Annotated in this window: 13 protein-coding genes; 10 read left to right on the top strand and 3 right to left on the bottom strand. The window is 73.7% G+C overall.

Annotated features, from left to right (window positions below):
• Nucleotides 1–152: 152 nt before the first annotated feature.
• The 6 genes from MOTC310_RS10510 to MOTC310_RS10485 all read left to right on the top strand — a co-directional run bounded on the left by MOTC310_RS10510 (nucleotide 153) and on the right by MOTC310_RS10485 (nucleotide 5,553).
• Nucleotides 153–455 (top strand): hypothetical protein, encoded by a 303-nt coding sequence (locus tag MOTC310_RS10510; protein ID WP_331294499.1) that lies wholly within the window; start codon nucleotides 153–155, stop codon nucleotides 453–455.
• Nucleotides 456–807: 352 nt separating this feature from the next.
• Nucleotides 808–1,338, top strand: a complete 531-nt coding sequence (locus tag MOTC310_RS10505; RefSeq protein WP_331294498.1) for a Ros/MucR family transcriptional regulator — start codon at nucleotides 808–810, stop codon at nucleotides 1,336–1,338.
• Between the two features lie 239 nt (nucleotides 1,339–1,577).
• Entirely contained in the window at nucleotides 1,578–1,838 is a 261-nt protein-coding gene (locus tag MOTC310_RS10500) for a hypothetical protein (RefSeq protein WP_331294497.1), read from the top strand.
• 124 nt (nucleotides 1,839–1,962) lie between these two features.
• The gene (locus MOTC310_RS10495) at nucleotides 1,963–3,021 is read left to right on the top strand and encodes a phosphatase PAP2 family protein (protein WP_331301727.1); all 1,059 of its coding nucleotides are present in this window, start codon (nucleotides 1,963–1,965) and stop codon (nucleotides 3,019–3,021) included.
• Nucleotides 3,022–3,088: 67 nt separating this feature from the next.
• Nucleotides 3,089–4,018, top strand: a complete 930-nt coding sequence (locus tag MOTC310_RS10490; RefSeq protein ID WP_331301726.1) for an oxidoreductase — start codon at nucleotides 3,089–3,091, stop codon at nucleotides 4,016–4,018.
• Nucleotides 4,019–4,077: 59 nt separating this feature from the next.
• Nucleotides 4,078–5,553, top strand: coding sequence for a protein adenylyltransferase SelO (locus tag MOTC310_RS10485; RefSeq protein ID WP_331301725.1), 1,476 nt, complete (start codon nucleotides 4,078–4,080; stop codon nucleotides 5,551–5,553).
• A gap of 16 nt (nucleotides 5,554–5,569) precedes the next feature.
• Here MOTC310_RS10485 and MOTC310_RS10480 read toward each other — a convergent pair whose 3' ends face one another.
• The 3 genes from MOTC310_RS10480 to MOTC310_RS10470 form a co-directional block, all read right to left on the bottom strand.
• Nucleotides 5,570–5,785, bottom strand: coding sequence for a hypothetical protein (locus MOTC310_RS10480; RefSeq protein ID WP_331294493.1), 216 nt, complete (start codon nucleotides 5,783–5,785; stop codon nucleotides 5,570–5,572).
• A gap of 169 nt (nucleotides 5,786–5,954) precedes the next feature.
• Complete coding sequence (locus MOTC310_RS10475) at nucleotides 5,955–6,422, bottom strand: BLUF domain-containing protein (protein ID WP_331301724.1); 468 nt, start codon at nucleotides 6,420–6,422, stop codon at nucleotides 5,955–5,957.
• Nucleotides 6,419–8,776 (bottom strand): bifunctional diguanylate cyclase/phosphodiesterase, encoded by a 2,358-nt coding sequence (locus MOTC310_RS10470; protein WP_331301723.1) that lies wholly within the window; start codon nucleotides 8,774–8,776, stop codon nucleotides 6,419–6,421. The genes MOTC310_RS10475 and MOTC310_RS10470 overlap by 4 nt, the downstream gene beginning before the upstream one ends.
• 361 nt (nucleotides 8,777–9,137) lie before the next feature.
• Between MOTC310_RS10470 and osmF the strand changes: the two genes are divergently transcribed.
• The 4 genes from osmF (at nucleotide 9,138) to MOTC310_RS10450 (ending at nucleotide 13,095) form a co-directional block, all read left to right on the top strand.
• Entirely contained in the window at nucleotides 9,138–10,070 is a 933-nt protein-coding gene (gene osmF, locus MOTC310_RS10465) for a glycine betaine ABC transporter substrate-binding protein OsmF (protein ID WP_331301722.1), read from the top strand.
• 165 nt (nucleotides 10,071–10,235) lie between these two features.
• Entirely contained in the window at nucleotides 10,236–11,426 is a 1,191-nt protein-coding gene (locus tag MOTC310_RS10460; protein ID WP_331301721.1) for an ABC transporter permease, read from the top strand.
• On the top strand, nucleotides 11,423–12,355 hold the full coding sequence (locus tag MOTC310_RS10455) for an ABC transporter ATP-binding protein (RefSeq protein ID WP_331301720.1): 933 nt from the start codon (nucleotides 11,423–11,425) through the stop codon (nucleotides 12,353–12,355). The genes MOTC310_RS10460 and MOTC310_RS10455 overlap by 4 nt, the downstream gene beginning before the upstream one ends.
• Nucleotides 12,352–13,095 carry an ABC transporter permease gene (locus MOTC310_RS10450; protein ID WP_331301719.1) on the top strand — a complete coding sequence of 248 codons (744 nt, stop codon included), beginning with the start codon at nucleotides 12,352–12,354 and terminating at the stop codon, nucleotides 13,093–13,095. Before MOTC310_RS10455 ends, MOTC310_RS10450 begins: the two co-directional genes overlap by 4 nt.
• The last annotated feature ends 15 nt before the right edge of the window (nucleotides 13,096–13,110 follow it).

Raw genomic sequence — 13,110 nt, 5'->3', positions numbered from 1 at the left:
CCGGCGTCGCGGCGCCGACCCTCGCGGGCATGTAACTGCACATGTAACCCGCGCATGGCTGCGGTCCCGGCCCGGTGCCGGCGACGGGCCTCCGCGGGAAACCGCCGAGCTTGACCCGCGTTGGGCTGAGGGGCTCTCACGCGAGGTGCTGCATGTTCGGCGCGGCCAAGCTCACGGGACGGTTCTGGTTTCGCAAGACCTGGACGGGCAAGCTGGTCCTGCTCGTCGAAGAAGAGAGACCGCGGTGGTTCAGCCGCAACGGTCTGACGAAGCTCCGCTGGCGCGACGCCCGCCTGCTCGACCTGGCCGAGGCGCCGATGCGCACGCTGATGACCCTCGAGCGCAGCTACCGCGCCGATTACGCGTCCGGCCCCGCGCGGGTCCTGCAGGCTGTCGTCCCGCCCGGGACGCGCGGCGCGATCGGCACGCCGATCGGAACCGCGGCCAACGCCTGAGCGTCGCCGCGGCGCGAGGGCGCGGGCCGAGCATGGAGGGGCAGGGCTCGGCCCGCCTGTCGTTCGGCTTCATACCCCCAAAGCCGGAGCGACCCTGCCAGTGACCATGGCAGGGTTAACGCTCTCTGAAGCCGCCGGCCCGCCAGGCCGGTGCCGGCGGCCGACGCCCGGCATCCGGGAGGTGGGCCGCAGTGGCGGAAAGATCCGCCACGAAGATCCCCACTGATCTATGTTGGTATTCGCCGCTCCATTCGGTAGATAACAGGCACAATGGGTTATCTTCGTGCAGATAGGACTTGACTGGCGAGAAACGAATCCACGTTCATGGAACACTCCCACGCGAGAGGCGCCCATGGAAGATAGCAATCCTGCACCGCATCAGGACCCGATCGATTTCGTCGAGCTGACCGCCGATATTGTTTCGGCTTATGTCGCCAACAACTCCGTTCCGGTTCCCGACCTCCCGTCGCTCCTGTCCGGCGTCCATGCTGCGCTGGCCGGCCTCGGGCAGACGACGACCTCGGCCGAGCCGGAATTCAAGAAGGCGACGCCGGCCCAGATCAAGAAGTCGATCACGCCCGACGCCCTGATCAGCTTCATCGACGGCAAGCCGTACAAGACGCTGAAGCGGCATCTGACCGGCAACGGCATGACGATCGAGCAGTACCGGCAGCGCTACGGGCTGCCGCCGGACTATCCGACGACCGCGTCCAACTACTCGGCGATGCGCGCCGAGTTCGCCCGCAACGCCGGCCTGGGCCACAAGCGCCGCAGCCCGGCCGCCAAGCGGAGCGAGCCGGCCGAGGCCGTCGCGACGGATGCGGGCGGCGGCACGAAGGCCACCAAGAGCCGCAAGAGCCGGAAGGCCACCGCGGAGGCGTGAGAGCCCCGGCCGCGCGCTACGGCGCGCGATCTGCGGGTACAGACTCCGCGAGGACCTGAGATGACGGGATCGGGTGCGGCTCGGCCGGACCCACCCGTCACCTCCCGGCCGGTCCAGCACCGGCCCCACGCCATACAGGCCCGTCCAGTTCGAGCCCGTCCGCCGGACAGCGCACCGGAACGACGCCTGCGGCCAGCCGTTGGGCCGGTGGAACGCCCGACCGCGCGACGGAGCCACGCTTGACCCGATCGATCCCCGCCCTTCTCCTCGCTGCCGCCACGATGGCCGCCCTTCCGGCCGCGGCCTGGGCGCAGGATCGCTCCGGGGCCGGGACGACGGCTCCGGCCGAGACCGCGCCCAAGCCGGCGGCCGACACGAAGGATCCGGGCAAGACCGCGACGGAGGCCGTCACGCATCCGTCCGCCGTGCCGCCGACCGAGGGCGAGGTCGGCACCGGCAAGCCCCCCGCCACCGGGGATGCCCCGGCCGCCGGCCGGTAACCTTCCCCGCCGCAACCCCGCTCCATCCGCCGGTCGAGCTTTCGCGGCCGGCACGTCTATTCCTGTCACGGCCGGGCATCGTCGCGGCCAAGCGTCGGCCCTGTCGGGCGAGGTGAGCCGGATCATGCGTCCAGACCGGGTCGTTCACGCCGGCCACGAGCCCCTCCTCCCCGCGCGAAGCCCCACCCGCTCCCTGTGGCGTCTCCTGCACCGGCACAGCGCCGGAATCGCCGCCCCGGACCCGCGCCTCTGGGCGCTTACCCTGGCGATCGTCGCGGTCGACGCCGTCTGGATGGCGGCCTCCGGCATGGCCGCCGCGCCCCTGGGCTTCGGCCTCGCCGGCCTGGCCGTCCTCGTCCTGCTGATCGCCGCGGCCTGCCTGAGCACGGTGAAATCCGATCCGCCCCTGCGCGGCATGGCCCTGGCGAGCGCGTTCCTCATCGCCTTCACGGTGCCGGTGGCGGTCCTGCATTTCCTCGCCGCCGGGATCGGGCTGCCCATCGTCGATCCCGCGCTGGCCCGCATCGAGACCGCACTCGGCTTCGACTGGACCGGCCACGTGGCCTTCCTGGCACGGCATCCGACCCTGTCGTGGTGGCTGGCGCTCGCCTACCATTCCAGCGGCCCGCAGGTCGGGCTCGTGGTGATCGCGCTGAGCGCGACCCGCCGGCTCGGCCGGCTGTGGACCTACATCCGGCTGTTCGCCGCGACGCTGCTCTGCGTGATCGTCCTCGCGGCCCTGCTGCCGGCGCTCGGACCCTACGCCCACTACGCCCCGCGAATCGTCCCGTCCGAGCCCCTCGAGACGGTCGGCGCGCTCTGGCACCTGGAGCCGGTGGCGCGGCTGCGGGCCGGGACCCTGCACACGCTGGCGCTCGGCGACCTGCGCGGCCTCGCGACCTTCCCGTCGTTCCACGTCTGCCTCGCGATCCTGACGGCCTGGGCGCTGGCGCCGGTGCCGCTCCTGGGCCGCCTGGTCGTCCTGCTCAACGCCGCCGTGATCGTCGCGACCATCGGGTCGGGCGGACATTACCTGCCGGACGTGCTGGCGGGCGGCCTCCTGGCCCTCGCGGCCCTGGCCTGCCGGGCCCGGCGGCGCGGGCCCGCCGCCGATCCGGCCGCGCGCGATCCCGCCGCCCGCGGGGTCGCGGCGATCGAGGCGATCCGCCCCGCCGACGCGTGAGGGCCGGTCCGGCCGCGAACAACCCCGCGCCCGGCGGATTAGCCGAGGAGCGGAGAGGCGAGCGACGATGACCCGGACCCGGTGGACGATCCGCGAGATGCCGAGCCAGGCCGGACGGCACGCGATCGTCACGGGGGCGACGAGCGGGCTCGGCTACGAGGCGGCCCTCGCCCTCGCGGGGGCGGGCGCCTCCGTGACCCTCGCCGCCCGCGACGGGGAGAAGGCGCAGCGCGCCATGGGGTCGATCCGGCGCCGCCATCCGGAGGCGCGACTGGCCTTCCAGCGCCTCGACACCGCGAGCCTCGCCTCCGTGCGCGCCTTCGGCGCGGCGTGCCGAGCGGACGGGCGACCCGTCGACATCCTGCTGCTCAATGCCGGCATCGCCGCCGTGCCGAAGCGCGAGGAGACGGTGGACGGGTTCGAGCGCCAGTTCGGCACCAACTATCTCGGCCATTTCGCGCTGACGGGGCTGCTCCTGCCCCTGATCCCCGCGCGGGCGACCTCCCGGATCGTCCCGGTGGCGAGCCTCGCCCACCGGCCGGGGCGGATCCACTTCGACGATCTCCAGCTCCTGCAGTCTTACGGGCCGCAGAAGGCCTACCGGCAGTCGAAGCTCGCGATGCTGATGTTCGGGCTCGAGCTCGACCGGCGCCTCAAGGTGGCGGGCGCGCCGATCCGCGCGATCCCGGCCCATCCCGGCGCCGCCCGGACGGACGTGTTCCGCCGCGGCGACCGGGCCGGGCCCGTGCAGCGCCTCGCCGGGCACCTGATCTTCACGGTCATCGGCCAGCCCGCGGCGCGGGGCGCGCTGCCGCTGCTCTTCGCCGCCACGGCGCCGGAGGCCGAGGGCGGCGCCTATTACGGTCCCGACGGGATCTGGGAGCTGCACGGCCACCCTGCCCGGGCCGACATCGCCGCGCAGGCCCGCGACTCGGCCGCCGCCGGGCGGCTCTGGTCGATATCCGAGACCCTCACGGGGGTCGACTGCACCGTCTGATCCCGCGCCCCCGGCGGCCGCCGCTTGCCCCTCGACCCCGCCCTTCATAGATCCCGACGATGACGGCACTCCCCTTCGACAACAGCTACGCCCGCCTGCCGGAGCGCTTCTACGCGCGCCGGTCGCCGACACCGGTGGCGGCGCCGCGCCTCGTCCGGCTGAACCGGGCGCTCGCCGAGGACCTCGGCCTCGATCCGGACTGGCTCGCCGGCCCGGACGGCGTCGCCGCGCTCGCGGGGAATTCCGTCCCGGACGGCGCAGATCCGATCGCCGCGGCCTATGCCGGACACCAGTTCGGCCAGTTCGTGCCGCAGCTCGGCGACGGCCGCGCGGTCCTCCTCGGCGAGGTGATCGACCGGACCGGGCAGCGCCGCGACATCCAGCTGAAGGGGGCGGGCCCGACGCCGTTCTCGCGGCGGGGCGACGGGCGGGCGGCGCTCGGCCCGGTGCTGCGCGAGTACCTCGTCAGCGAGGCTATGGCGGCGCTGGGCATCCCGACCACGCGGGCCCTCGCCGCCGTGACGACCGGCGAGCCGGTGGTGCGCGAGACGCTCCTGCCCGGCGCGGTCCTGACCCGCGTGGCGGCGAGCCACATCCGGGTCGGCACGTTCCAGTTCTTCGCGGCGCGCGGCGACGTCGAGGCCCTGCGGGCCCTCGCCGACCACGCCCTCGCCCGGCACTACCCGGAGGCCGCCGAGGCCGGCAATCCCTACCGGGCGCTGCTGGAGCGCGTCGTCGCCGCCCAGGCCGACCTCGTGGCCCGCTGGCTGCACGTCGGCTTCGTCCACGGGGTCATGAACACCGACAACATGTCGGTCGCGGGCGAGACGATCGATTACGGGCCCTGCGCGTTCCTCGACGCCTACGATCCGCGGACGGTCTACAGCTCCATCGACCGCAACGGCCGTTACGCCTACGGCCAGCAGCCGCGGATCGCGCTCTGGAACCTGACGCGGCTCGCCGAGACCCTGCTGCCGCTCCTCGCCGAGGGCGAGGACGCCTCGGTCGCCGAGGCCGAGGCGGCGCTCGCCACCTACGCGCCGCGCTTCGAGGCGGCCTATCACGGCGGCCTCGCCCGCAAGCTCGGCCTCGCCGAGACCCGGGACGGCGACCCGGCCCTGGCGGGTGACCTCCTCAAGCGCATGGCCGAGAACCAGGCCGACTTCACCCTGACGTTCCGCGCCCTCTGCGCCGCCGCGGAGCGCCCGGACGCCGACGCGGCCGTGCGCGACCTGTTCGTCGACCCGACCGCCTACGATTCCTGGGCGGCCGACTGGCGCGCGCGGCGCGCGCAGGAGGCGCGCGACCCGGCCGAGACCGCCGCCGCGATGCGCCGGGTCAACCCGGCCTTCATCCCGCGCAACCACCGGGTCGAGGCGATGATCGAGGCCGCCGTGGAACGCGACGACTTCGCGCCGTTCGCGACGCTCCTCGCCGTGCTGGCCCGCCCCTACGACGACCAGTCGGACCGGGCCGCCTTCGCCGAGGCGCCCGCGGGCGGCGGCGTCGGCTACCGGACCTTCTGCGGCACCTGAGACCGCTCGCCGCCGGTCAGGGCCGCGGCCAGGTGAAGATCTCGCGCACCCCGCCCGCGTGGCGAAACCAGTGGACGCGGGTCGCGGGGTTGAAACCGTGATCCTGGTACGAAGTCGCGATCACGGAAACGAGAACCTCCGCCGCCGAGCGGTCGTGAATATCGTACGCCAGTAGTTTGCGAGTCCCGCCGGGCTCGCGGGTGAGATCGCGGACCAGAATCGAATACGACATATCCCCCCTCCTCTCGGACGAAAAAATATTCGCAAAACTATATCGCCAGCGCTAGGATTGTTCACGTCAGGCTTGCGTAAAGGTTAAGCAACGTTAACCCGGTTTCGTTGATTTCGTTGATCTTTCCGCGGGAACGGCCGGGCGACCGCGCCGCCGTCCCGGCCCGACCTCAGGCGGCGGGCCGGGACGGCGCGACGCGGCCTGTCTCCGCCAGCTGGAGCAGCGTGAGCATCAGCTTCATCGCGGCCGCGGCGGCATCGGCGGGCTCGATCCCGTTCTCCGGGCGCGCGAGCATCGCCCCGTCCGCGGCGTCCGGCACGACATGGCTCAGCGCGCCTTCGCCGAAGGCCAGCTCGAGCACCGGGCCGCATTCCACCACCTCGATATCGACATGGCGCAGGTCGCAGCAGATCCGGTCGAAGGTCGCCTCCACCGCCGCGGCCGGGCCCTCCAGGGCCTGGACGACGTGCGGCGCGGCGAACAGCAACGCCCCCGTGACGCCGGCCTGCGCGTTCCGGCACCGGGACGCCGCCACGAGGGCGGAGACGGCCTGCCGGACGGCCTCGGCGTCGCCCGGCAGCGCGCTGCGGCTCCGGTAGACGATCCGGAACAGGTCGGTCGGGTCCGGCGCGGTCATGCGGCCTCGTGCGCGTCGACGAAGGACAGGAACTCCGCCACCGGCAGCGGGCGGCTGACATGGTAACCCTGGACCTGATCGCAGCCCGAGGCCGCCGTGAACGCGAACTGCTCGGCCGTCTCGACGCCCTCGACCGTGATCGTCATGCCGAGACAGGTGCCGAGCGTGATGATCGCGCGCACGATCGTGGCGCTCTCGGCATCCCCCGGGAGCTGGCGCACGAAGGACTGGTCGACCTTGATCTTGTCGAAGGGGAAGCGGCGCAGATAGCTGAGCGACGAGTAGCCGGTCCCGAAATCGTCCATCGAGATCCCGACCCCGGCCGCGCGCAGGCGGGTCAGGGTGGCGAGCGTGCGCTCCTCGTCGGCCAGCAGCACGCCCTCGGTGATCTCCAGTTCCAGCCGATCCGCGGCGAGGCCGGAGGCGGCGAGGGCCGCCTTCACCGTCTCGGCGAGGCGCAGGTCCCGGAACTGGACCGGCGAGAGATTGACGGCGACCCGGATCCGGGCCGGCCAGCGGGCCGCCTGGGCGCAGGCCGTGCGCAGGACCCATTGGCCCAGCGGGCCGATCAGTCCGGTCTCCTCGGCCAAGGGGATGAAATCGGCGGGCGAGATGAGGCCGCGCTCCGGATGGCGCCAGCGCACCAACGCCTCGGCCGCGGTGATCCGGCCCGACCGGGCATCGACGAGCGGCTGGTAGTGGAGCTCGAATTCCTGGAGCACGATGGCGCGCCGCAGGTCCGCCTCCAGGCTGCGCCGCGCCTGGACGCGCGATTCCAGCGCAGGGTCGAACCGGCGGAACGCGCCCTTGCCGTCGGCCTTGGCCTTGTAGAGCGCGAGATCGGCGTTGCGCAGCAGGTCACCCGGGGTGAGACCGTCCGCGGGCGCGAGGGCGGCGCCGACCGAGGCCCCGACATTCACGAGTTGCCCCTCGATGAGGAACGGGCGCCCGACGAGCTCGATGATGCGCGTCGCCAGGGCCTGCACCGCCTCTGGGCCGGTCGGGGCGACCTGCAGGACCGCGAACTCGTCGCCGCCGAGGCGCGCGACCACGTCGCGCGGGCCGAGGGCAGCGGTCAGGCGCCGGGCCGTCTTGCGCAGCAGCACGTCGCCCAGGCCGTGGCCGAGGGTGTCGTTCACCAGCTTGAAGCGGTCGAGATCGAGGGCGAGGACCGCGAAGGCGCGATTCCCGGCGCCGCAGGCCTCCGCGTGGCCCGCGAGCAGATCGTGAAAACGGGCCCGGTTGGGCAGCCCGGTCAGCGCGTCCGAGTAGGCCAGGATGCGCATCCGCGACTCGGTCCGCAGGCGCTCCCGCTGGTCCCGGATGGCCAGCACGGTCTGGAGGCCGCTGCCGAGCGGCACCTCGCTGCGGACGACCCGCACCGGGACGCGCTGCCCGTCGGCGCCGACCAGCTCCGCCTCCCGCTCCTCACGCTCCGGAAGCGCCGTCACGGCGAGGCCGGGCAGGAGGTCCGACAGGCGCCGCCCGTCCAGCGCTCCGGCGGCGAGGCCGGACAGCCGCTCCAGGCTGCGATTGGCGGTCTTGATCATCTCGCCGTCGCAGACGGCCAATCCCTCGACGGCCAGGTTGGCGAGCTCGCGCAGGCGCTCCTGATCCCGGCGGGCCTGCGCCCGTGCGCTGAGAGTCAGGCGCAGCCCGACCATCGCCAGCGTCAGGAGCGCGAGGGACACGCCCGCCACGACCGGCCCGATCGCCTCGGGGGCGACCGCCTGGGGCGGGAGCGGGCGCTCGGGATCGAACACCAGCGTCATCGCCGCCATGCCGCCGACATGCAGGATCGCGATGCCGGCGAGCAGCAGCGGCGCGGCCGCGCGGCGCCACGGGCGCCGCCGCTCCCCGGCGACCAGCAGGGCCGTCCCGAACAGCAGCAGGCTCACCGCCAGCGAGACGGCCACCAGAACGGGATCCCAGGTCACGGATCCGGTGACCAGGTAGGAGGCCTCGCCGAGATAGTGCAGGGCCGCGACGCTGGCGCCGAGGGCGAGCCCGGCCGCGAAGCGGCGGATCCGGTCGCGCTGACCGATCGCCAGCCCGATGCTGATCCCGATGCCGCCGACGGCGACGAGGAGCGACAGGGCCGTGAGGGTCGGCTCGAAGCCGGCGTCCATGCCGGGCCTGAAGGCCAGAAGCGCGACCATGTGGGTGGCCCAGGCGGTACAGCCCGACGCGACGACGCTCGCCGCCCCCCAGATCCAGGCGGCGCGCCCTTCCGAGCGCGCGGCGTGGGCCGCCACGGAGAACGAGCCGTAGACGCCGACGATGCAGATGCCTGCCGCGAGCAGGATCAGCCGATGGTCGTGCGCCTCGGTGAGGCACGTATAGACGGATCGCATGGCAAGCTCCGAGACTTTCGGCCTAGGCTCGCCCGACTAAAGAAAGTCCTTATAGCGGCACCACTGATGGCCTTGCTCCGATCAATGGTCGAAAATCGACGTTTGTAGAGATAACGTGAATTAGAATTCGCCGGATCACGTGCCGCCGGGCGGCGACGCGTGGCCGGCGCGCCGGGAGGCGTCCACGAGCCTGCCGGGAGCCTGATGGGAGCGTTCCGTGAGCCGTCCAGGATGATAACGGCCCCGGACATGCTATCGGCCCCGACGCGATCGACCGCGCCGGCGGTGCCGCCACGGACGCGGCCGGGTCGGGCCGGCGGGAGGATGGGGTCGGCCGACGCGAACGGGGGGCTCGAGGGCCATGGTGAAGCGGATCCGCGCGGGGCTCGTCGCCTCGGCCCTCGCGCTGCTGGTCGCCCAGTGCTCCCCGACGCCCGGCGGGCCGGCGGGCGGGATCGTGGTCGCCTCGAAGATCGACACGGAGGGTGGGGTGCTCGGGAACATCATCCTGCAGGCGCTGCAGGCCCGGGGCCTCCCGACCGTCGACAAGATCCAGCTCGGCGCCACCGCGATCCTGCGTCAGGCCCTGATCGAGGGGCAGGTCGACATCTATCCGGAATATACCGGCAACGCCGCGTTCTTCTTCGGGAAGGCGGACCTCCCGGTCTGGAAGGACCCGGAGGCGGCCTACCGCACGGCCAGGGACCTGGATCGCGCGGCCAACGACCTCGCCTGGCTCACGCCCGCCGCGGCCAACAACACCTGGGCGATCGCGGTGCGCGCGGAGATCGCGCGGGCCGCGGGCCTGAAGACCATGAGCGATTTCGGACGCTACGTGGCGGGCGGCGGCGCGATCAAGCTCGCCGCCTCGTCGGAATTCGTGACCGCCCCGGGCGCCCTGCCGGCCTTCGGCAAGACCTACGGCTTCGCCCTCCGGCCGGAGCAGCTCGTCATCCTGGCCGGCGGCGATACGGCCGCGACGATCGCCGCGGCGGCGCGGGGCACCTCCGGCACCAACGCCGCCATGGTGTTCGGCACCGACGGCGGCATGGCGGTCGCGCGCCTCGCGATGATGGACGACGACAGGGGTGTCCAGCCGGTCTACCAGCCGGCGCCGGTGGTCCGCGGCTCGGTCCTCAAGGCCCATCCCGAGATCGCCGCGGTGCTGGACCCGATCTTCCGCAGGCTCGATCTGGCCACGCTCCGGGATCTCAACGGCCGCGTCCAGATCGGCGGCGAGCCCGCCTCGGCGGTCGCGGCGGATTTCCTCCGGCAGAACGGATTCGTGCGCTGACAGGCCGCGACGGGCGCCTCGGCGCTCCGCGTCCGCGGCCGGCCGAGGCGCCGTGCGTCGACAAGCCGAGGCTCTGCCGGCATGGAGTCCCGGCGGGTCGCGGGGACCCGTCGCGAGGCCGGTCGCGCCTGCGCGGGCTCGCGCAGGCGCTCTCGGAGCTTGAGGATGGGGGGATATTCCGCCGGGCGGCTCCGCCCGAACGTCGATCCGCTGGGCGCGGCCTTCGCGGCCCTGCTGGGACTGGGCCTGCTCGCCCTGCCGCTGGTGACGACCCGTCCGAACCGGATCGCGGCCGGCACCGCTCTGGCGGCCTGGTCGGCGCTCCCGTCCGGCGCGGCGCTCCTCCTCGGCGGCGGCGTCGCCCTCGCCCTGCCGCTGCTGGTTCTGCGGGTGGCACCGGCCCTGCGCCTCGCCGCCGCCGCCGCGATCNTCCTGCTGCTGCTCGGCCTCGCGGCCGGCTGGGCGGCCGATCACCTGACCGCGCCCGGCGACCGGTACGGCCGGGTCTCGCCGGATGCGGGCTGGTGGCTCGCCGCCGTGACGGCGGCCCTCGCGGTCGGCGACGGCGTGGCGCGGCTGCGGCCGGGACCGGTCCTGCGCATCGCCCTGCTGGCCCTGCTGGCCGCCGCGACGGGGCTCGCCCTCCGCACCGGGTTCTGGGACAACCTCTCGGTCCTGCGGGAATATGCCGGCCGCTCCGACACGTTCGGCCGGGAGCTGCGCACGCACGCGATCCTCGCCCTCGCCTCGGTGGCGGCCGCCGCGCTGGTCGGGATCCCGGCGGCCGTCCTGGCGCGCCCGGTCCCGCCCCTGCGCTCGGGCCTGCTCACCACCCTCAACGTCGTGCAGACCGTCCCGTCGATGGCCCTGTTCGGCATGCTGATCGCGCCGCTCGCCTGGATCGGCCGCGCGATCCCGGGCGCGGCCGCCCTCGGCATCGCGGGGATCGGCGCCGCGCCGGCTTCCGTGGCGCTGTTCGCCTACGCGCTCCTGCCCGTGGCCGCCGCGACCGTCGCGGGCCTCGACGCCGTGCCCTGGCCGGTGCGAGACGCCGCCCGGGGCGTCGGCATGACCGCGCGCCAGCGCCTGTTCCGGGTGGACCTGCCCCTCGCCCTCCCGACGATCCTGACCGGGATCCGGATCGTCCTCGTCCAGAATATCGGCCTCGCGGTGATCGCGGGGCTCGTGGGCGGCGGCGGCCTCGGGGTGTTCGTCTTCCAGGGCATCAGCCAGAACGCGGGCGACCTCGTCCTGCTCGGCGCGCTGCCGACCGTCGCCATGGCGACCGGCGCCGCCGTGCTGCTCGACGCCGTCATCGACCTGAGCCGCGGCCGCGCGGCGGAGCGCATCCCATGATCGACCTCGCCGGGGTGAGCCGCGTCTTCGAGGGGCGCACGGTCGTGGCGGACGTCACCCTGCGGGTCGAGGCCGGGACAATCCTGACGGTGGTCGGCACCTCGGGATCGGGCAAGACCACCCTGCTGCGGATGATCAACCGCCTGATCGAGCCGAGCGCCGGGACGATCCGGATCGCGGGCCGGGACATCCGGGCGGTGCCCCCGCATCTCCTGCGCCGCGGGATCGGCTACGCCATCCAGGGACACGGTCTGTTCCCACACCGCACGGTCGCGGAGAACATCGCGGTGGTGCCGAGGCTCGTCGGCTGGGAGAGCCGGCGGATCGCCGCGCGGGTCGACGAACTCCTCGGCCTGTTCAACCTCGATCCGGCGGCCTACCGGGACCGCCTGCCGGCGGCGCTCTCCGGCGGTGAGCAGCAGCGGATCGGCGTCGCCCGGGCGCTCGCGGCCGAGCCGCCGATCCTGCTCATGGACGAGCCCTTCGGCGCCCTCGATCCGATCATCCGCGGGCGGGCGCAGGCGGATCTGCTGGCGATCCAGAAGCGCTACGGCACCACGGTCGTGCTGGTGACCCACGACATGAACGAGGCCCTGCATCTCGGCCACCGGGTCGCCGTGATGGATGCCGGGCGCCTGGTGCAGGCGGGCGCGCCGGCGGACCTGCTCGGCGCGCCCGCCAACGCCTTCGTCGGCGCCCTCCTCGGCAGCGGCGACCGGGCCTTCCAGCTCATGGCCCTGCGCGTCGTGGACGATCTGGTCGAGCCTGGCCCGGCGCCGGGTCCACCCATCCCGGCCGGGACTTCGGTGCGGGCCGCCCTCGCCGAGAGCCTGTGGTCCCGGCGGCCCGCCCTGCCGGTCAGCCGCGACGGCGTCGTCCTCGGACGGGTGACGCGGGCGGCCCTCGAGGCGCAGGGCGGCCGGCCGTGACCCGCGCCCCACAGATCGCCCGGGCCGCGCTCCTCGCCCTGCTCGGCGCGTTCCTGGTCGTTCCCGGCCGATTCGCGCCCCTGTTCCGGCCCTTCGCCCCCGGCGACTCCCCGCCGATCTACGCGCAGACGCCGCTGCTGACGCTCGCCGTCAACCACCTCCTGCTCGTCGCCGCCGCGACCCTGACGGCGGCCGCGATCGCCCTCGGCCTCGCGGTCGCGGCCACGCGGCCGGCCGGCCGCGACGCGCTGCCCTTCGCCCGGTCGGTGGCGCGCATCGGCCAGACCTTCCCGCCGGTGGCCGTCCTGGCCCTGGCGGTGCCGATCTTCGGGTTCGGCGCGGTCCCGACCTTGATCGCCCTGGTGCTCTACGGGCTTCTGCCGATCTTCGAGACCGCGCTCACCGGGCTCGACGGCCTCGATCCCGCGCTGATGGAGGCCGCGCGCGGCATGGGCATGACCGACCGCCAGCGTCTCGTCCGGGTCGAGCTGCCCCTGGCGCTGCCGATGATCCTGTCGGGGATCCGCCTCGCCGCCGTCATCGGCCTCGCGACCGCGACCATCGGCTCGACGGTGGCGGCCAGCACCCTCGGCGAGGTGATCATCTCCGGCCTCCTCACCGGCAACACCGCCTACGTGCTGCAGGGCGGCCTCGTCGTGTCGGCGCTGGCCCTCCTGATCGATGCCGGCTTCCGCCACCTGGAGCGCGGGGCCGCACGCCGGGCTGGATTCCCTTCCTAGGAGCGGCTAGAACGC

Origin of the sequence: Methylobacterium oryzae, assembly GCF_036441375.1 — a bacterium.
Taxonomy (GTDB): domain Bacteria; phylum Pseudomonadota; class Alphaproteobacteria; order Rhizobiales; family Beijerinckiaceae; genus Methylobacterium; species Methylobacterium oryzae_A.
This window is presented reverse-complemented; position numbering and strand designations above follow the sequence as displayed.

Bases quoted from the DNA above. Each gene is read 5' to 3' on its own strand.
- MOTC310_RS10510 (WP_331294499.1), top strand. From the start codon at position 153: ATGTTCGGCGCGGCCAAGCTCACGGGACGGTTCTGGTTTCGCAAGACC.
- MOTC310_RS10505 (WP_331294498.1), top strand. From the start codon at position 808: ATGGAAGATAGCAATCCTGCACCGCATCAGGACCCGATCGATTTCGTC.
- MOTC310_RS10495 (WP_331301727.1), top strand. From the start codon at position 1,963: ATGCGTCCAGACCGGGTCGTTCACGCCGGCCACGAGCCCCTCCTCCCC.
- MOTC310_RS10490 (WP_331301726.1), top strand. From the start codon at position 3,089: ATGACCCGGACCCGGTGGACGATCCGCGAGATGCCGAGCCAGGCCGGA.
- MOTC310_RS10485 (WP_331301725.1), top strand. From the start codon at position 4,078: ATGACGGCACTCCCCTTCGACAACAGCTACGCCCGCCTGCCGGAGCGC.
- MOTC310_RS10480 (WP_331294493.1), bottom strand. From the start codon at position 5,785: ATGTCGTATTCGATTCTGGTCCGCGATCTCACCCGCGAGCCCGGCGGG.
- MOTC310_RS10475 (WP_331301724.1), bottom strand. From the start codon at position 6,422: ATGACCGCGCCGGACCCGACCGACCTGTTCCGGATCGTCTACCGGAGC.
- MOTC310_RS10470 (WP_331301723.1), bottom strand. From the start codon at position 8,776: ATGCGATCCGTCTATACGTGCCTCACCGAGGCGCACGACCATCGGCTG.
- osmF (WP_331301722.1), top strand. From the start codon at position 9,138: ATGGTGAAGCGGATCCGCGCGGGGCTCGTCGCCTCGGCCCTCGCGCTG.
- MOTC310_RS10455 (WP_331301720.1), top strand. From the start codon at position 11,423: ATGATCGACCTCGCCGGGGTGAGCCGCGTCTTCGAGGGGCGCACGGTC.